At 72.7% G+C, this 17,910-nt stretch carries 14 protein-coding genes; 5 read left to right on the forward strand and 9 right to left on the reverse strand.

What is annotated here, in order from left to right; translation table 11 throughout:
- Positions 1–247: 247 nt before the first annotated feature.
- From hutI to hutU, 4 genes are read right to left on the reverse strand one after another with little or no spacing between them, the layout of a single operon-like run.
- Positions 248–1,555, reverse strand: coding sequence for an imidazolonepropionase (hutI, locus tag ACFY9E_RS22340; protein WP_390986793.1), 1,308 nt, complete (start codon positions 1,553–1,555; stop codon positions 248–250).
- Positions 1,552–2,904, reverse strand: coding sequence for a formimidoylglutamate deiminase (locus ACFY9E_RS22345; protein WP_390986796.1), 1,353 nt, complete (start codon positions 2,902–2,904; stop codon positions 1,552–1,554). The genes hutI and ACFY9E_RS22345 overlap by 4 nt, the downstream gene beginning before the upstream one ends.
- Positions 2,895–4,112: an allantoate amidohydrolase gene (locus tag ACFY9E_RS22350; protein ID WP_390986798.1), complete on the reverse strand. Its 1,218-nt coding sequence runs from the start codon at positions 4,110–4,112 to the stop codon at positions 2,895–2,897. Before ACFY9E_RS22350 ends, ACFY9E_RS22345 begins: the two co-directional genes overlap by 10 nt.
- Positions 4,109–5,773, reverse strand: coding sequence for a urocanate hydratase (gene hutU / locus ACFY9E_RS22355; RefSeq protein ID WP_390986800.1), 1,665 nt, complete (start codon positions 5,771–5,773; stop codon positions 4,109–4,111). The genes ACFY9E_RS22350 and hutU overlap by 4 nt, the downstream gene beginning before the upstream one ends.
- Before the next feature lie 128 nt (positions 5,774–5,901).
- Between hutU and ACFY9E_RS22360 the strand changes: the two genes are divergently transcribed.
- Complete coding sequence (locus ACFY9E_RS22360; protein WP_390986802.1) at positions 5,902–7,275, forward strand: diaminopimelate decarboxylase; 1,374 nt, start codon at positions 5,902–5,904, stop codon at positions 7,273–7,275.
- Positions 7,276–7,841: 566 nt separating this feature from the next.
- Here the strand turns inward: ACFY9E_RS22360 and ACFY9E_RS22365 are convergent.
- Positions 7,842–8,426, reverse strand: a complete 585-nt coding sequence (locus ACFY9E_RS22365) for a hypothetical protein (RefSeq protein ID WP_390986805.1) — start codon at positions 8,424–8,426, stop codon at positions 7,842–7,844.
- Between the two features lie 90 nt (positions 8,427–8,516).
- On the reverse strand, positions 8,517–9,359 hold the full coding sequence (locus ACFY9E_RS22370) for a MurR/RpiR family transcriptional regulator (protein ID WP_390986807.1): 843 nt from the start codon (positions 9,357–9,359) through the stop codon (positions 8,517–8,519).
- Between the two features lie 270 nt (positions 9,360–9,629).
- Between ACFY9E_RS22370 and ACFY9E_RS22375 the strand changes: the two genes are divergently transcribed.
- Together ACFY9E_RS22375 and ACFY9E_RS22380 are read left to right on the forward strand one after the other, a co-directional pair.
- Positions 9,630–10,145: a hypothetical protein gene (locus ACFY9E_RS22375; RefSeq protein WP_390986810.1), complete on the forward strand. Its 516-nt coding sequence runs from the start codon at positions 9,630–9,632 to the stop codon at positions 10,143–10,145.
- Positions 10,146–10,258: 113 nt separating this feature from the next.
- Positions 10,259–11,788: an SPFH domain-containing protein gene (locus ACFY9E_RS22380; protein ID WP_390986812.1), complete on the forward strand. Its 1,530-nt coding sequence runs from the start codon at positions 10,259–10,261 to the stop codon at positions 11,786–11,788.
- Positions 11,789–11,871: 83 nt separating this feature from the next.
- Here ACFY9E_RS22380 and ACFY9E_RS22385 read toward each other — a convergent pair whose 3' ends face one another.
- Entirely contained in the window at positions 11,872–13,452 is a 1,581-nt protein-coding gene (locus ACFY9E_RS22385; protein ID WP_390986815.1) for an alpha/beta fold hydrolase, read from the reverse strand.
- 395 nt (positions 13,453–13,847) lie between these two features.
- Here ACFY9E_RS22385 and ACFY9E_RS22390 point away from each other — a divergent pair, with 395 nt between their 5' ends.
- Positions 13,848–14,270 (forward strand): hypothetical protein, encoded by a 423-nt coding sequence (locus ACFY9E_RS22390; protein WP_390987603.1) that lies wholly within the window; start codon positions 13,848–13,850, stop codon positions 14,268–14,270.
- A gap of 21 nt (positions 14,271–14,291) precedes the next feature.
- On the opposite strand, the gene ACFY9E_RS22395 is transcribed toward ACFY9E_RS22390, so the two are convergent.
- Positions 14,292–15,053 carry an SDR family NAD(P)-dependent oxidoreductase gene (locus ACFY9E_RS22395; RefSeq protein WP_390986818.1) on the reverse strand — a complete coding sequence of 254 codons (762 nt, stop codon included), beginning with the start codon at positions 15,051–15,053 and terminating at the stop codon, positions 14,292–14,294.
- Positions 15,054–15,198: 145 nt separating this feature from the next.
- Here ACFY9E_RS22395 and ACFY9E_RS22400 point away from each other — a divergent pair, with 145 nt between their 5' ends.
- Positions 15,199–16,050, forward strand: a complete 852-nt coding sequence (locus ACFY9E_RS22400) for a helix-turn-helix domain-containing protein (RefSeq protein ID WP_390986821.1) — start codon at positions 15,199–15,201, stop codon at positions 16,048–16,050.
- Positions 16,051–16,391: 341 nt separating this feature from the next.
- On the opposite strand, the gene ACFY9E_RS22405 is transcribed toward ACFY9E_RS22400, so the two are convergent.
- Positions 16,392–17,780, reverse strand: a complete 1,389-nt coding sequence (locus ACFY9E_RS22405; protein ID WP_390986824.1) for a cystathionine beta-synthase — start codon at positions 17,778–17,780, stop codon at positions 16,392–16,394.
- Between the last annotated feature and the right edge of the window lie 130 nt (positions 17,781–17,910).

Genomic DNA, 17,910 nt, shown 5'->3' on the forward strand with positions numbered 1-17,910 from the left:
TCGTCCGCGCACGGAACGGCACCCCCCGTCGGGGGCCATGCCAAAAAATCCCCCTCGTCGCGTGTGGCCGGCGCATGGTCTCGGTGCGCGCGGAGCGACTGGCGCGATCTTCCGTCACGCCACGGAGGGGGTCAAGTCCGTTATGTGGGGAGCGGGTTGGTGTGGTGGATCGTCAACTCTGATTTGTCATGCACTCGTGATGCGCACGGTATGGAAATCGCGCACAACCTTCGGGTGCCTTCGTGGGTCAGAGCACCCGCTCACCGCGCCGCCACACACCGCTGACCAGCGGCACGCCGGGCCGGTAGGCCAGGTGCACGTGGCTCGGGGCGTCGAGGAGCGTCAGGTCGGCGTACGCGCCCGGGGTGAGGCGGCCGACGTCGGTGCGCCGCAGGGCCGCCGCACCGCCCGCCGTGGCCGACCAGACGGCCTCGTCCGGGGTCATGCCCATGTCCCGTACGGCGAGCGCGATGCAGAACGGGACGGAAGAGGTGAAGGACGAGCCCGGGTTGCAGTCGGTGGACAGGGCCACGGTGACACCCGCGTCGAGGAGACGGCGGGCATCCGGCCACTCGGCGCGGGTGGAGAACTCGGCGCCGGGCAGGAGGGTGGCGACCGTGCGGCTGTTCGCCAAGGCGTCCACGTCCTCGTCCGTCAGGTGGGTGCAGTGGTCGGCGCTGGCGGCGTCGAGCTCGACCGCGAGCTGCACTCCGGGGCCGTACGAGAGCTGGTTGGCGTGGATACGGGGGTGCAGGCCGCGCGCCTTTCCGGCGGTGAGGATCGCGCGGGCCTGGTCGCCGTCGAAGGCGCCCTTCTCGCAGAAGACGTCGATCCAGCGGGCGTGCGGGGCGCAGGCGTCGAGCATCTCGCCGGTGACCAGGGCGACATAGCCGGCCGGGTCCTCGGCGTGGTCCGGCGGCACGATGTGGGCGCCGAGGTAGGTGACCTCGTCGGTGTGGGCGGCGGCGATGCGCAGGGCCCGGGCCTCGTCCTCGACGGTCAGGCCGTAGCCGGACTTCGTCTCGAACGTGGTGGTGCCCTGGCGGAGGGCCTCGCGGAGGTAACGGGTGACGTTGGCTTCGAGTTCCTCGTCGCTCGCCGCCCGGGTGGCCGCGACGGTGGTGCGGATGCCGCCCGCGCTGTACGGCCGCCCGGACATCCGGGCGTTGAACTCCTGCGTCCGGTCACCCGCGAAGACGAGGTGGGAGTGGGAGTCCACGAAGCCGGGGAGGACGGCCCGGCCGCCCGCGTCGACCCGATTGTCAGTGGCGGGTGCTTTGCTTCGTTCACCGGTCCACACGACGCGGTCGCCTTCGATGGCGACCGCCGCGTCCTGGATCAGTCCGAGGGGGGATCCTCCCCCACTCTCGAATCCGAGGGAGGGGTCGTTGGTGACCAGACTGGCGATGTTCGTGATGAGCGTGCTTGCGGTGCTCGCGGAGTGGGCGGGGCTGACGGTCGTCGCGTTGCTCATGGCGTCCTTGGTGGCCTGGTCGGCGGTGGGATCGGGTTCGGGGGCGGGGCCGGGCCGCGCGGGCGGGCGGCCCGGGGTCATCCGCGCAGGGCTTCGACGGCGTCCGCGAGGGCTCGCGGCACATCCGGCACGAGGCGGTGGACCCCGTCCCGTACGACGTGCCGGCCTGCCACGACCGTATGCGACACGTCCGCTGCCGACGCGGCGAATACGGCCGTCTCGGCCCCGAGCCGCGGAAGCGGCCCTGCCGTCCTGACCGAGTCGAGGGCGATGGTGGTGAAGTCGGCGAGCGCGCCGGTCTCCAGGACGCCCGCGTCCGCCCAGCCGAGGGCGGCGTGGCCGTCGGCCGAGGCCGCCCGCAGGAGGGCCGCCGCCGTCCAGTGACCCCGGGTGCGGGTGCGCAGCCGTTCGTTCAGCTCCATGGCCCGCGCTTCTTCGAGCAGGTCGATCACGGCGTGGCTGTCGGAGCCGAGACTGAGCGGCGAGCCGGCCCGCTGGAGGGCGACGGCGGGTCCGATGCCGTCGGCGAGATCCCGCTCGGTGGTCGGGCACATGCAGGTGCCGGTGCCGCTGCCGCCGAGGAGGGCGATGTCCTCGTCGGTGAGGTGGGTGTTGTGGACGCCGGTGGTGAGCGGCCCGAGCACCCCGTGGTCGGCGAGCAGCCGCGTCGGGGTGCGGCCGTGGGCCTCCCGGCAGGCGTCGTTCTCGGCGGTCTGCTCCGACAGGTGCACATGGAGCGGGGCCCGCCGTTCCCCGGCCCACCGCGCGACGGTCGCCAACTGGCCGGCGGGTACGGCCCGTACGGAGTGGATCGCCGCACCGATCCGCGCGTGATCCCGTTCCTTGAGAACTGAACAGCGTTCGGCCCAGGCGTCCGCGGTGCCGTCGGAGAAGCGGAGCTGGGGGTCGGTGGGCGGCTGCCCGAAGCCGGAGGAGAGGTAGGCGGTGTCGAGGAGGGTGATGCGGATCCCGGCTTCGGCGGCGGCCGCGATGAGGGCCTCGCCCATGGCGTTGGGGTCGGCGTAGGGGGTGCCGCCGGGGGCGTGGTGCACGTAGTGGAACTCGCCGACCGCGGTGATGCCGGCCAGGGCCATCTCGGCGTACACGGCGCGGGCGAGGGCGTGGTAGCTGTCCGGGGTGAGCCGGGCGGCCGTGGCGTACATGACCTCGCGCCAGGTCCAGAAGGTGCCGGAGCCGACCTGGACGGTGCCGCGCAGGGCCCGGTGGAAGGCGTGGCTGTGGGCGTTGGCCAGGCCGGGGAGGGTGAGGCCGCGCAGGACCTCGGCGCCGGGCGGCGGGGCGGGGGTGCCGGTGCGGACGGCGGTGATGCGACCGTCCCGGACGTCGAGGGCGACGCCCGGCTCGACATGCGTGCCGAGCCAGGCGTGCTCCAGCCAGTACGTCCGCGCGGCTGCTGTCGTCACCTGCACGCCAGTCCTTCCAGTACGTCGGCGAGTGCGAGTACCCCGGCCACGCAGTCGTCCTCGCTCGCGGACTCGGCCGGGGAGTGGGAGACGCCGGTGGGGTTGCGCACGAACAGCATGGCGGTCGGGATGCTCCCGGACAGGATCCCGGCGTCGTGTCCCGCGCCGGTGCCGAGGACGGGGACCGTGAGGCCGGTGTCCGTGCCGAGGATGCGGGCCAGTTCGTCGCGCAGGGCGTGGTCGAACTCGACGACGGGGGTGAACGACTCGCGGACGATGTCGAGGTCGATGCCGTGCGCGTCCGCGTAACTCCGGGCCGCCTTCTCGATGCCGCCGACCACGGTGTCCAGGCTCCTCTGGTCCTCGGCGCGGGAGTCGAGCCAGCCGCGCACGAGGGAGGGGATGGCGTTGACGCCGTTGGGCTCCACGGTGATCTTGCCGAAGGTGGCGACGGCTCCGGCGAGTTCCGCCTCGCGCCGGGCGGCGAGGACGGTCTCGGCGTAGGACAGCATGGGGTCGTGCCGGTCGGCGAGCCGGGTGGTGCCGGCGTGGTTGGCCTCGCCCCGGAAGTCGAACCGCCACCGGCCGTGCGGCCAGATCGCGCTGGCGATGCCGACCCGGTCGCCGGACAGGTCCAGGGCCCGGCCCTGCTCGACGTGCAGTTCGACGAAGGCGCCGATGCGGGCGAGCCGTTCGGGGTCGGCGCCGATGGCGTCGGGGTCGTGTCCGGCGGCCTCCATGGCGCGCGGCAGCGACACGCCGTCGCCGTCGGTGAGCAGGTGTGCCTGCTCACGGGTGAGCTGCCCGGCGGTGAGCCGGGACCCCACGCAGGCGAGTCCGAAGCGGGCGCCTTCCTCGTCACCGAAGTTCACGATGCCGAGGGGCCGGGTGAGGCGGACGTCCCTGGCGCGCAGTTCGTCCAGCGCGGCGAAGGCGGACACGACTCCGAGGGGGCCGTCGAAGGCGCCGCCGTCCGGCACGGAGTCTAGGTGCGAACCGGTGACGACGGCGTCCCCGGCGGCGGGGTCCCCGAGCCAGGCCCACTGGTTGCCGTTGCGGTCGACCTCGTGGGCGAGGCCTCGCGAGCGGGCCTGGTCCTCGAACCAGGCCCGGCAGTCGGCGTCGGCGTCCGTCCAGGCGAAGCGCCGGTAGCCGCCGGAGGCGGAACTGCGGCCGACCGGCAGCAGCTCCGCCCACATGCTGTGGAAGCTCACGCGTCGTCACCCTCGCGCATCGGGACCCGCACGCCCCGCTCCCCCGCGACCGACTCCGCGATGTCGTACCCGGCGTCGACGTGCCGGATGACGCCCATGCCGGGGTCGTTCGTGAGCACCCGGCGGATCTTCTCGCCCGCGAGCGCCGTGCCGTCGGCGACGGTCACCTGTCCCGCGTGGATCGACCGCCCCATCCCGACGCCGCCGCCGTGGTGGATCGACACCCAGGACGCCCCGGACGCCACGTTCACCATGGCGTTCAGCAGCGGCCAGTCGGCGATCGCGTCGGACCCGTCGAGCATGGCCTCGGTCTCCCGGTAGGGGGACGCCACGGAACCGCAGTCGAGGTGGTCGCGGCCGATGACGACCGGCGCGGCCAGCTCCCCGCTCGCGACCATGTCGTTGAACCGCTCACCGGCCTTGTCCCGCTCGCCGTAGCCGAGCCAGCAGATCCGGGCGGGCAGGCCCTGGAAGTGGACGCGTTCGCCGGCCATCTTGATCCAGCGGGCGAGGGACTCGTTCTCCGGGAAGAGGTCCAGGATCGCCTTGTCGGTCTTGGCGATGTCGGAGGCCTCGCCGGACAGAGCGGCCCAGCGGAAGGGGCCCTTGCCCTCGCAGAACAGCGGGCGGATGTAGGCGGGGACGAAGCCGGGGAAGGCGAAGGCCCGGTCGTATCCGGCCAGTCGGGCCTCGCCGCGGATGGAGTTGCCGTAGTCGAAGACCTCGGCGCCGGCGTCCATGAAGCCGACCATGGCCTCCACGTGCCGGGCCATGGACTCGCGGGCCCGGGTGGTGAAGCCGGCCGGGTCCTTGGCGGCGGCGTCGGCCATGTCCTCGAAGGCGGTGCCCAGCGGCAGGTAGGCCAGCGGGTCGTGGGCCGAGGTCTGGTCCGTCACGATGTCGATGGGCGCGCCCATGGCGAGGAGCTGCGGCACCAGCTCGGCCGCGTTGCCGAGGAGGCCGATGGAGAGGGGGCGGCGGGCGTCGCGCGCCTCGGTCGCCAGCCGGAGGGCGTGGTCCAGGGAGTCGGCCTTCACATCGAGGTACCGGTGCTCGATGCGCCGCTCGATGGCGCGCGGGTCGCAGTCGATGCAGATCGCCACACCGTCGTTCATCGTCACGGCGAGCGGCTGGGCACCGCCCATGCCGCCGAGACCGGCGGTCAGGGTGATGGTGCCGGCCAGCGTCCCGCCGAACTTCTTCGCGGCGACGGCGGCGAAGGTCTCGTAGGTGCCCTGGAGGATGCCCTGGGTGCCGATGTAGATCCAGGAGCCGGCGGTCATCTGCCCGTACATGGTCAGGCCGAGCTGTTCCAGGCGGCGGAACTCCTCCCAGTTGGCCCAGTCGCCGACGAGGTTGGAGTTGGCGATGAGGACGCGCGGGGCCCACTCGTGGGTCTGCATGACCCCCACGGGCCGGCCGGACTGGACCAGCATGGTCTCGTCCTGCTTCAGCCCCTTGAGGGTGCGCACCATCGCGTCGAAGGAGCGCCAGTCGCGCGCCGCCTTGCCGGTGCCGCCGTAGACGACGAGCTTGTCGGGGTGCTCGGCGACCTCCGGGTCGAGGTTGTTCTGCAGCATCCGCAGGGCGGCTTCCTGCTGCCATCCCAGGGCGCTCGGTTCCGTGCCGCGCGGTGCTCGGACGGGGCGGGGTCCTGACATGGTCTGCCTCCTGGTGGGTGCTCCCGGCGGAATGTTGCTGCTTCTATTCACATCCTGGCCTCATGAATAGAGCTAGTCAATACGTCGGGGGGTCGGCGCGGCGAAGCCGTGGATGTTTGGCTGGATGCATGAGCGCACACATCGAGGCGGAGGAAACGGACGACACCGGGGCCGGTCGGGCGGCCCGGCGGGACGAGGCGGTGCGGGCCGCCGTGGAGCAAGGGCTGCTCGGGCCCGACAGCCCCATCGTCGGGCTGCTGGACGTCACCGGCATCCGGGAGTCGGCGGCTCGGCTGCGGGCGGCGTTCGACGCGGTGGTGGCACCGGGTACGCCCGTGCTGCACGCCTTCGCGGTGAAGGCGACCCCGCTGGTGCCGGTGCTGCGGCTGCTGCGCGAGGCCGGCCTCGGCGCGGAGGTCGCGAGCCCCGGCGAGCTGGCCCTGGCGCGGGCGGCGGGCATGCCGCCGGAGGCGACGGTGCTCGACTCCCCCGCGAAGACCCCGGCCGAGCTGCGCGAGGCGCTGGCCCTGGGCATCGCCGTCAACGCGGACAATCCGCAGGAGCTGGCCCGCATCGACGCCCTGACGCAGACGGCGGTGAGTCGCTCGCCCCTCGGGATCCGGGTGAACCCGCAGGTCGGCGGGGGTTCCATCGAGGCGTTGTCCACGGCGACGGCCACCTCGAAGTTCGGGGTGGCCCTGCGCGACGAGGGCGCCCGGGAGTGGGTGGTCCAGGCGTATCTGGACCGGCCGTGGCTGACGCGGCTGCACGCGCACACCGGGTCCCAGGGCATCCCGCTGGCCCTGATGGCGCGGGGCGTGGCGGAGACGTACGCCCTGGCGGAGGAGATCAACCGGCGGGCCGGGCGGCACCAGGTCGACACGCTCGACATCGGCGGCGGCCTGCCGGTGAACTTCGCGTCGGACGCGACGGCCCCGACCTACGCCCAGTACGCGCGGCTGCTGGCCGAGGAGGTGCCGGGGCTGTTCGACGGGCGGTACGGGCTGGTCACCGAGTTCGGGCGGTCACTGCTGGCGAAGCACGGGACGGTGGTGGCGCGGGTCGAGTACGCGAAGGCCTCCGGCGGCCGGGCGGTGGCGGTGACCCATGCCGGGGTGCAGGTGGCCGCGCGGACGGTCTACGCGCCGGGGAGCTGGCCGTTGCGGATCTCCGCCTACGACGCGAAGGGACGGCCGAAGGACGGGCCGGTGGTGGTGCAGGACGTGGCGGGGCCGGCCTGCTTCGCGGGGGACCTGCTGGCCGAGGCGCGGTCCATGCCACTGCTGGAGCAGGGGGATTACGCGGCGGCGCTGGACACCGGGGCGTATTACTTCGCGCATCACTACGGGTACAACTCGCTGGTACGGCCCGGGGTGTACGGGTTCGGGCCCCAGGGGCGCTTCGCGGTGGTGCGGCGGGCGCAGACCGTGGAGGAGGTCGTCGCCGAGTCCGGCGGGGCGCAGGCGGACGCGTTGACGCAGCCGCCGTTCGGGCCTGCGTAGCCCCCCGGGCCGCGGACGCGTCGGGGCTCGACGGGCAACGCCCCGGGGGCCACAGGCGCGTCGCGGCTGGGCGGCCAGCGCCTCGGGGGCCACAGGCGCGTCGCGGCTGGGCGGCCAGCGCCTCGGGGGCCACAGGCGCATCGGGGCTCGACGGGCAGCGCCTCTGGGCCACAGGCTCATCGCGGCTCAACGGGCAACGCCCCGCACCGCGGACGCGTCCCTGACAGGCCGCGCAGTCCCCCGGGCCCAGGCGCATCGTGACGAGCCGCACAGTTCCCCCGGGGCCACAGACGCACCGCGGCTCAACGGGCAACGCCCCGCACCGCGGACGCGTCGTGACAGGCCGCGCAGTCCCCTCGAGCCCAGGCGCATCGTGACGGGCCGCACAGTTCCCCGGGGCCACAGACGCACCGCGGCTCAACGGGCAACGCCCCGCACCGCGGACGCGTCGTGACAGGCCGGGCAGTCCCCCGGGGCCACAGGCCCGTCGGAGCTCGACGGGAGGAGCTGCCCGCCCCGCAGGCGCGTCATGGCAGGGGCGCGCAGATCCCCGGGCCCCTGAGCCGTCACACCAGCGCCGGTGACTTCTTTCGTGCGCCTCCCGGGGCCGCGTCTCCCGCCGCGATGCCCGTGCTGCGGTACGCCTTCACCCGCTTGCCGGCCGGGTGTGCCGCGCCCCCGCGCAGCCAGTCCACGCGGACCCACAGCAACGCCTCGCCGTCCCGCTCCCGGCGGCCCAGCCAGGCCGACTTGAGCCACAGGCCCGCGCCGCACCCGGCCAGGAGCATGCCCCCGGCCGCCGGGACGGCGAAGGCGCTGCCCAGGGCGGCGAGGAAGGCGAGGAGGAGCCACCAGCGGTGGCCCCGGCGCCAGTTGCGTACCGTGACCGCGCGGTCCTGCAGCACGTCGTGCTTGCCCGCGCGGGACGCCGAGGCGGCCAGGGCCGCGTAGCGCTTGCGGCGGCCGCCGGCCACGACGGCCGCCGCCAGGACGAAGAGCGCCGCCCCGGCCAGGACGCCGATGCGGCGTCCGGTCAGGCCGGGCGCCAGCGAACCGATGCCCGCCGCGAGAGCGCCCAGCCACCACAGCGGGGCCGCCCCGGCCCGTACGACGACGGCCACCCGGGCCAGCCCCTGTCCTCCACGCGTCATGTCCAGCCTCCGTTCGGTCTCCGAAGCCTTTGGAAGACGTACGTTAGCGACGCATCGTGAGACGAATCTGAGAAGACACCGCGCGTGCCGTCAGTCGACGAACAGGCCCCGCGCCGCCGCCTTCGTGTCGAACTCCTCCAGGCGGGACTGGGCCTGGGGCAGGTCGTCGCACATGGCCTCCAGCAGCACCCGGCCGAGCAGCATCGGCGCACAGGCCGTGTCGAAGGCGAGGCCGGTGCCGACCGCGGCGGGCAGCAGCAGGTCGGACACCTTGGCGACGGGTGCGAAGGCGGAGTCGGCGACCGTGACGACGCTCAGCCCGGCCTCCTTGGCGTAGGCGAGGGTGTCGACGACCTCGCGGGGGTGCCGGGGCAGCGCGAAGCAGAGCAGTGCGGTCGCGCCGGCCCGGACGGCGGCGTCGATGCGGTCCTGGAGCATCGTGCCGCCCTCGCCGAGCAGCCGGACGTCGGGGTGGACCTTGGCGGCGAAGTAGGCGAAGCCGTGCGCCTGGGCCGCCGCGGCGCGCAGGCCGAGGACGAGGAGCGGGCGGGAGCCGGCGAGGAGCCGCCCCGCGCGCTGCACGGGAGCGGGGTCGGCCAGGGCCTCCGCCAGGTGCCGCAGGTTCGCGATCTCGGCCTCGACGGCCTGCTGGTACTCGTTGTGGGTCCCGGCCTCCGCGGCGGGTTCGGCGGGCGCGACCTCGCGCAGATGCCGGCGCAGGGCGGGGTAACCGTCGAAGCCGAGGGCGACGGCGAAGCGGGTCACGGACGGCTGGCTGACCCCGGCCAGCTCGGCGAGCTCCACGCTCGACAGGAACGGCACGTCGGCGGCGCGTCGCACCATGCTGTGCGCGATACGCCGCTGGGTCGGCGTCAGCCGGTGACCCTCGAAGAGCGCCTGCAACCGCGCGGCAGGGCTGTCGGTCACGCTCATGACGTGCTCCCCCTCGCCTATTCAGTAGCTGAGGATTCTGCATGAGCATATGCAGAGCGGCAAGCCGGACGGGAGGACGGCCGGGGCGCCGAGTGCGGCGGGGCAGAGACGCGGAACATCGGAGGGGCCTGAGCCGCGGGCCCCTGACTGTGCGGGGCGCGGCATTGAAGGCGCGTGAAGACTGCCGGAAGCAGGCAATGTCCCGTCCGGTGTCCGCGTGTGACGATGCCTGCGACAACGGGGGAGCGCAAGGAGGGGCGGGGTGCGCGGATGGCCTGGTTTCTGGGGCTCGGCATTGCGGGGGTCGTCCTCCTTGCCCTGTCGTTCGTCCTCGACGGCGTGCTCGAGGGGCTGCTCGACGGGGCTGCTGTTCTGGACGGCCTGCTCGACGGGCTGCTGTCGCTACCCGTGATCGCCGGGTTCGTGTCCATGCTGGGCTTCTCCGGGGCGATCGTCCTGGGGACGACCGGGCTGGGCGCAGTCGGGGCCACGCTGATCGGGGTGCCGGCCGGGGTGCTGACCGGCTGGTTCGCCTACCGCCTGAGCCGGGCGCTGATGGGTGACTCCTCCGGAGCCGCTCCGCGAGACGAGGACCTGGTCGGCGTGTCCGGGTCGGTGGTGACCGCGATCCCCGCCGGTGGCTATGGCGAGGTGCTGGTGCACCGGGCCGGGCAGCCGGTGAAGCTCTACGCGAAGAGCCCGGTTGCCGTGGCGCGGGGAGCCGAGGTCTGGGTGGAGCAGGCACTGTCGCAGTCGGCGGTGTCCGTGCGTCCGGTGGAGCGCTGACCGGGCGAAGCCGCTCGCTCCTTCCTGCCGCGCTCCGGCCGTGCCGTCGCGCCGTTGACCTTCACACACTCTTGTCGAACGCCGTCCTGAGGGAGGGCTGAGGGGGCAACATCATGAGTTCTGTCGTCATCGCGGTCGGAGGAGTCGTCGTACTCCTCGTACTGATCGCGCTGGTCGTCGTCAGCCGGTACAAGGTCGCCGGTCCGAGTGAGGCGTTCATCGTCACCGGGCGGCGCGGGAAGAAGGCCACCGATCCGGAGACCGGACGGGTCTTCACCGACAACAGCGGTCAGAAGGTCGTGGTCGGCGGCGGGGTCTTCGTCGTGCCGTTCGTGCAGCAGAAGTTCACCCTCGACCTGTCCTCCCGGCACATCCCCGTCGCCGTGCGCGGCGCGGTCACGTTGCGCGGGGTGAAGGCCAATCTGGAGGGCGTCGCGATCGTCAAGGTCGGCGGCAGTGAGGACGCGATCCGGGCCGCCGCCCAGCGGTTTCTGATGCAGCAGGACGGGATCGTCGGCTTCACCCAGGAGGTGCTGTCGGGAGCGCTGCGCGCGATCGTGGGCCGGATGTCGGTGGAGGACATCATCCGCGACCGGGCCGCCTTCGCCGGTCAGGTCGCAGAGGAGGCCGAGGCCAGCCTCTCCGGGCAGGGATTGGTGCTGGACGCCTTCCAGATCCAGGACATCACCACCGAGGGCTCCTACCTGGAGGACCTCGGCCGTCCCGAGGCCGCCCGCGCCAAGCAGGAGGCCGACATCGCCGAGGCGGTCTCCCGGCGCGCGGCCGAGCAGGCCCGGCTGAAGGCCGAGGAGGAGATCGCGATCGCCCAGCGGACCTTCTACCTCAAGCAGGCGGAGATCAAGGCCGAGACCGACGAGGCCGCCGCCCGCGCGGCCGCCGCCGGCCCGCTCGCGGAGGCGGCCCGGCAGCAGGAGATCCTCACCCAGCAGGAGAAGGTCGCCGAACGGCAGGCCGCGCTGACCGATCGCCAGCTCGACACCCAGGTCCGCAAGCCCGCCGACGCCCAGCGCTATGCCGCCGAACAGGAGGCCGAGGCCAAGCGGGTGGCCCGGGTCAAGCAGGCCGAGGCCGAGCGGCTGGCCGAGATCGCCGCCGCGCAGGCGGAGGCGGAGCGCGCCCGTCTGACCGGTGAGGGCGAGAAGCAGCGCCGCAGTGCGCTGGCCGAGGCGGAGGCAGTCGAGGGCCAGAAGCAGGGCGAGGCGGAGCGGTCCCGGCGCGCGGCGATCGCCGAGGCGGTCCGGCTGGAGGGCGAGGCGGAGGCGTCCGCGATCGGCGCCAAGGGTGCGGCCGAGGCCGAGGCGATGCGCAAGAAGGCCGACGCCTTCGGGCAGTACGGCGACGCGGCTGTGCTGCAGATGCTGGTCGAGGTGCTGCCGCAGGTGGTGGCCAAGGCGTCCGAGCCGCTGAGCGCCGTGGACAAGATGACTGTCATCTCCACGGACGGCGCGAGCCAACTCTCGCGCACGGTCGCCGACAACGTCGCGCAGGGCATGGAACTCCTCAGCTCCACCACGGGAGTCGACCTCGCCGAGTTGCTGAAGGGCATCACCCAGCGCAACGGCGAAGCGCAGGCCGCGACGACGCCGGCCGCCGAAGCGAACGGCCAGATCCAGATCGGCTGAGGCCGGGAGGACCGGTTCAGGAGCCTGCGGCATCGAGCCGCCGGGCTCCTGAACCGCCGATGCCCTCCGGGGCACCTCCGGTATCAGAAGCGGCTGACCATCCCCGGGATGCCCGGAGGTGTCGGGAGCGGCAGCCGGTTGGGGGCGCGGCGCTCGTCCGGGGCCGGAGCGGCCTTGCAGGTCAGGTCCTTCGTGGGGAGCTTGCCGGTGGTCAGGTAGGCGGTGGCCGTCTTGTCGGCGCACGACTTGGTTCCGTAGATGCCGTGTCCGACGCCTCCGGCGACCGTGACCATCTTGGCGCCCTTCATCGCGCGGCGCAGGCCTTGACCACTGGTCAGCGGCGTCTGGGAGTCCCACTCGTTCTGCAGGATCAGCGCGCCCACCTTGTTGCCGATCCTGGTGGCGGGCTCGCTGCCGCTCTTCTTCCAGAAGGCGCACGGCTTGATGTGGGAGGCGAAGTCGCCGTACAGCGGGTACCTGGCCTTGTCCCGGATCGCGTCCTTGCGGTACTGCTCCGGGTCGCGCGGCCAGGCACGGGCGTCGGCGCACACGACGGCCCAGAAGCCGGCGTCGCCGTTGTCCTCGGGCACGGCCCGGCCGAAGGACGGCGGAACGGGCTCGGGCGTTGTGAGCTCCCGGTCGGCGGGCGGGGGAGCTCCGGCGGCGGCCTTCTTCAGCTCGGCCACCGCTTCGGCGGCTTCGCGCGTACTGAAGAACATGCCCCGGAGGCCGAGACGGATGTCGTCACCGGTCAGCAGCGTGCCGTCGAGGTCGATCGGCTTGCGGTCGGCCTGGGCGACCAGACCGTAGAAGGCCGTGCGGACCGCTTCGGGAGTGCCGCCCAGCTTGTAGGTGGCATGCCGCGCCGCGGTCCACTCGGTCCATCGGGTGAAGGCGGGCTCGGCGCCCTCCGCCCAGACCTGGATCATCCCGCGCCAGACCCGGGCCGGGTCGACGGCACTGTCCAGCACGAAGCGGTCGGTGCGCTTCGGGAACATCTGCGTGTAGACGGCGCCGAGGTAGGTGCCGTAGGAGTATCCGAGGTAGGAGATCTTCTTCTCGCCGAGCACGGCGCGGATGACGTCCATGTCCCGGGCGGTGTTGCGGGTGGTGATGTGGCGGAGCTTGTCGCCCTGCTTCTTGTCGCACTTCTCGGCGACGGTCCGGGCCCACTTCACGTCCTTGGTGAACGTCTCGGCTTTGTACGGCCGTTCCCAGTTCCGCTCGTCGGACGTCAGGCCACAGCCGACGGGGGAACTCCGGCCGATGCCCCGCGGGTCGAAGCCGACGAGGTCGTACTTGTTCTTCACGGCCTTCGGCAGTTCGCCGGCCAGGTACTGCGGCATGTCGACGCCCGGCCCGCCCGGTCCACCCGGGTTGAGCAGAAGCACGCCGCGCCGATCCTTCCTGGTGCTCGTCTTCATCCTGGATATGGCGAGGTCGAGTCTCTTGGCGCCCGGTCTTCCGTAGTCGAGCGGCACTTTGATCGTGGCGCACTGGAGCGAGGCGGGCAGCGCGCTGTCGCAGCGGTGCCAGGCCGGTTTCTGCTGGAGGTAGGGGCGGAGGGGGTTCTCGGCGGCGGATGCGGGGGCGGGTGTCAGCGCGGGCACCAGCGGGGTGACGGCGCCGACCGCAAGAAGAAGGGCTATTCGACTGTTGCGCACGTGCGTTGAGTCCTTGGGCCGATGCGTACGGGGACGCACTCACCCTGCCGTGCGCGGAAAGCGGTTTGATCCCTCCACAGAGCCGTGTTTCTCTCCCACCGTAGGTGGATGGGGAGTTGGGCCGAATAGTGCTGGAGTCGGACAACCACGACCGGCTCTTCGCCATCTCCCTCACATGGCGTTCTGAACTGGGCTTGGCCCCCCCGATCGCCGCGGCGGTCATCGGTACCGCGGCATGGTGCGCGAAGGGTGCGCCGGCCGGCGTCCCCACTGGTCGACTCTCGTCTTCAGCGGCGGCTCTCCGTCGCTGCGACGGGAAAACCCCTGGGCCGACAGGGGGGCTAACCCCAGTGCGGGCGGCGCCGCCCCTTTCTACCGTGGACGGCATGACGGGAATGGACGCGCGGGACACCGACCTGAAGAGGGAACTCGATGCCACCCTGCACGCACGCAGGGATCTGGGCGACGAGTACGAGTCGGCGCTGGTCGACTCCTTTCTGGAGAAGGTCGACCAGCGGATCGACGGCGCGGTGGAGCGCCGGGTGCGCCGGCAGTTCGCCGAGCAGCAGATGCAGACGGCCCGGGACTCCCGCTCGCCGAGGGCCACGGACTCCTGGGGCGAGCGGTTCGGGTTCGGGCTCGTCTCCCTGGTCCTCGCGGTGCCGCTGTCCGCGATCGGCGGGGGCGTGGCCCAGCTGCCCGGCCTGCTCGCCGCCTGGGCGGGCATCGTCGGCGTCAACGTCGTCCAGGCGGCCCGCACCAACCCGAACCTGTTCGGCCGCCGCAAGTCCTCCCGGGACAGCGGCTGGGAGGACTGAGCGCCCCCGTTCCGGCCCGGGTCAGACCTGACGGGTCGGCAGCGCGACGATCTGCCGCAGATTGACCCGGCGCGGCCGGCTCGTCGCATAGGCGACCAGGTCGGCGAGTTCCTCGGCGGACAGCGCGCCCACCTCGTCCACGATGCCCGCCACCTGCCGGGCCAGTTCCGCGTCGGTGATGTGCGTGCGCAGCTCGCTCTCGACGATCCCGGGCTCGATGTTGGTGACCCGGACGTCCCGCGGCCCGAACTCCCCGCGCAGGGTCTCCGACAGATAGGTGACGGCCGCCTTGGTCGCGCCGTACACCGCGTAGTTCGGGAAGCCGACGTGCGCGGCGATGGACGAGATGTTCACGATGTCGGCCGTACGCCCGTCCGCGGCGGTGCCCACCAGGTCGGCGGTGAAGGCGCCGATGATCCGCAGCACCCCGGCGACGTTGGTGTCGAGCATCCGCTGCCACTCGTCGGCGCGCCGGGCGTCGATCGGGTGGGGCAGCATGACGCCCGCGGCGTTCACGACCAGGTCGACGGTCCCGTACTCCTCGTGGACGCGGTCGGCGGCGGCCGCCACGGACTCCTCGTCCGTGACGTCCGCGACGACGGCCAGGGCCTGCCCGCCCTCGCCCCGGATCTTCTCGGCGGTGGCCGTCAGCCGTTCCGCGCGCCGGGCCAGCAGCGCCACCCGGGCGCCACGGGCGGCCAGCAGGACGGCGACGGCTTCGCCGATCCCGCTCGCGGCTCCGGTGACGACGGCGGTGCGGCCGGCCAGGTTGTCGTACGACATGGGGTACCCCTTCGGTGCCGGCCGGGGCGTCTCCCCGGCCTCGGCCACCACCCTCGGCGGCTTCGGCCGCGCTACCCAGGGCCGCGCTCATCCTGGGTCCGCCAGTACCAGGTTCGCCGGGCCCTGGCGGCCTAGGCTCGGGCCCATGGACGGAGAACTGGGAGACTTCCTGCGCTCGCGCCGCGCCCGGATCCGGCCGGAGGAGGTGGGGCTGCCGTCGTACGGCCGCCGCCGCGTTCCCGGTCTGCGCCGTGAGGAGGTGGCGCAGCTGGCCGGGGTGAGCGTCGACTACTACATCCGCCTGGAGCAGGGCAGGGGGCCCGGGGGGCCTTCCCGGACGAAGTCCGGGGGTGTCTCGGACGCCGTGCTGGACGCGATCGCGCGGGTGCTGCGGCTGGACGGGGCCGAGCGGGAGTACCTGCGGGCGGTGGCCCGGCCGCGCCGGCGGGCCGGGCAGGGGCCGGGCTCGTCCCGGGTGCGCCCCGGTGTCCAGCTGCTTCTGGACGGCATGGACCGCAATCCCGCCTACGTCCTGGACCACCGCTTGGAGGTCCTCGCCTGGAACGCCCTCGCCGACGCCCTGCTCGGCTTCGGCGGCCCGGGCGACCTCAGCCTGCCGCGCCGTGTCTTCCTCGACCCCGCCTCGCACGAGCTCTACCCCGACCGGGCGGAGATCGCCGCCCAGACGGTCGCGCACCTGCGCCTGCAGGCGGGCCACCATCCCGGTGATCCCGTCACGGGGGAACTCGTCGCCGAACTGACGCGGTCCAGTCAGGAGTTCCGTCATCTGTGGGCCGACCACCTGGTCAAGCCCTGCGATCACGGCGTGAAGCTCCTGCGGCACCCGGTCGCGGGCCTGCTGACCCTGCCCTACGAGACCTTCACGATCCCGGCGGCACCGGACCAGACGATCGTGGCCTACACGCCCGAACCGGGTTCGGAGACGGCGGAGCGCCTGGCGCTGCTGGGGAGCTGGGCGGCCGGGCACGCGGGCTGACGTCGCGTGAGGGGAGTGCGCGGGGACCGCCGCACCCCCGTGAACGGGGGGCGGGACGACGGCGGTCCCCGCGAAGGACGCGGGTCCGGTCAGGGCCGGGCTTGCGCGTCCAGGGCGTCCATGGAGGTCCGGGAGCCGCTCCGGAGGTCCTTCGACGCCGCTCGGTGCCGGCCTGGACGGGGAGCCGCTCCCGCCCCTGCCGACACCCACCAATGTGCAGGACCCGTGTTAAGCGGGTGCTGCGCGGACGTGACACCCGCGTACCGGTTCTGCGAAGTCGGCGAAGATCACGGACGCCGCAAGTTCACCCGGTTCACGGGCAGTTCACCGGACGTTGGCCGTCACTTCCCCGTGCGGGCCAGGAAGGACAGCAGGTCCTGCCGGCTGACCACACCGGTCGGCTTGCCCTCGACGAGGACGATCGCCGCGTCGGCCTTGCCCAGCACGGCCATCAGGTCGGCGACGGGCTCGCCGGAGCCGACCTGGGGCAGCGGGCCGGACATGTGCTTCTCCAGCGGGTCGTCGAGGGAGGCACTCTTGCTGAACAGCGCGTCCAGCAGCTCGCGTTCCACGACCGAGCCGACGACCTCGGCGGCCATCACGTCGGGGTGGCCGGCGCCCGGCTTGACGACCGGCATCTGCGAGACGCCGTACTCGCGCAGCACCTCGATGGCCTGGCCGACCGTCTCCTCCGGGTGCATGTGGACGAGGGAGGGCATGCGGTCGCCCTCCTTGTCGTTCAGGACGTCGCCGACGCGGGCGCTGGGGCCCGTGTCCTCCAGGAAGCCGTAGTCGGCCATCCACTCGTCGTTGAAGATCTTGCTGAGGTAGCCGCGGCCGCTGTCCGGCAGCAGGACCACCACGACGTCGTCCGGGCCGAGCCGCTCGGCGACCTCCAGCGCGGCCACGACCGCCATGCCGCAGGAGCCGCCGACGAGCAGGCCCTCCTCCTTGGCGAGACGGCGGGTCATCTGGAAGGAGTCCTTGTCGGACACGGCGACGATCTCGTCCGCGACGCTCCGGTCGTAGGCGGTCGGCCAGAAGTCCTCACCGACGCCCTCGACGAGGTAGGGCCGTCCGGAGCCGCCGGAGTAGACCGAGCCCTCGGGGTCGGCGCCGATGACCTTCACCGAGCCGTCGCTGATCTCCTTCAGATAGCGGCCGGTCCCGGAGATGGTGCCGCCGGTGCCCACGCCCGCCACGAAGTGGGTGATCTTCCCCTCCGTCTGCTCCCACAGCTCGGGGCCGGTCGAGTGGTAGTGGGAGAGCGGGTTGTTGGGGTTGGAGTACTGGTCGGGCTTCCAGGCTCCGGGCGTCTCACGGACCAGCCGGTCGGAGACGTTGTAGTACGAGTCCGGGTGCTCGGGGTCGACGGCCGTCGGGCAGACGACGACCTCGGCGCCGTACGCGCGCAGCACGTTGATCTTGTCGGTGCTCACCTTGTCGGGGCACACGAAGATGCACTTGTACCCCTTCTGCTGGGCGACGATGGCGAGCCCGACCCCGGTGTTGCCGCTGGTCGGCTCGACGATCGTGCCGCCGGGCTTGAGCGCGCCGCTCTCCTCCGCCGCCTCGATCATGCGCAGGGCGATCCGGTCCTTCACCGAGCCGCCGGGGTTGAAGTACTCCACCTTGGCCAGGACGGTCGCCCTGATGCCCTTGGTCACGCTGTTGAGCTTCACCAGCGGGGTGTTGCCGACGAGGCTGATCATCGAGTCGTGGAATTGCACCGTTGTCTCCGGATGCCGCAAAGAAGTGGTCCTAGTGGTGCCGCCAGCCTATGGCCTGCCGGTGGTCCGTGACGGTCGATCACTGCCCGTTGAGATTGGGCGACGGGCTGTACGGGGCAAGCACTGGGTG

It is taken from the genome of Streptomyces sp. NPDC012466, assembly GCF_042955215.1.
GTDB lineage: Bacteria > Actinomycetota > Actinomycetes > Streptomycetales > Streptomycetaceae > Streptomyces.

Bases quoted from the DNA above. Each gene is read 5' to 3' on its own strand.
- hutU (WP_390986800.1), bottom strand. From the start codon at position 5,773: ATGTCAGGACCCCGCCCCGTCCGAGCACCGCGCGGCACGGAACCGAGC.
- ACFY9E_RS22360 (WP_390986802.1), top strand. From the start codon at position 5,902: ATGAGCGCACACATCGAGGCGGAGGAAACGGACGACACCGGGGCCGGT.
- ACFY9E_RS22400 (WP_390986821.1), top strand. From the start codon at position 15,199: ATGGACGGAGAACTGGGAGACTTCCTGCGCTCGCGCCGCGCCCGGATC.
- ACFY9E_RS22395 (WP_390986818.1), bottom strand. From the start codon at position 15,053: ATGTCGTACGACAACCTGGCCGGCCGCACCGCCGTCGTCACCGGAGCC.
- ACFY9E_RS22380 (WP_390986812.1), top strand. From the start codon at position 10,259: ATGAGTTCTGTCGTCATCGCGGTCGGAGGAGTCGTCGTACTCCTCGTA.
- hutI (WP_390986793.1), bottom strand. From the start codon at position 1,555: ATGACCCCGGGCCGCCCGCCCGCGCGGCCCGGCCCCGCCCCCGAACCC.
- ACFY9E_RS22390 (WP_390987603.1), top strand. From the start codon at position 13,848: ATGGACGCGCGGGACACCGACCTGAAGAGGGAACTCGATGCCACCCTG.
- ACFY9E_RS22370 (WP_390986807.1), bottom strand. From the start codon at position 9,359: ATGAGCGTGACCGACAGCCCTGCCGCGCGGTTGCAGGCGCTCTTCGAG.
- ACFY9E_RS22375 (WP_390986810.1), top strand. From the start codon at position 9,630: ATGGCCTGGTTTCTGGGGCTCGGCATTGCGGGGGTCGTCCTCCTTGCC.
- ACFY9E_RS22365 (WP_390986805.1), bottom strand. From the start codon at position 8,426: ATGACGCGTGGAGGACAGGGGCTGGCCCGGGTGGCCGTCGTCGTACGG.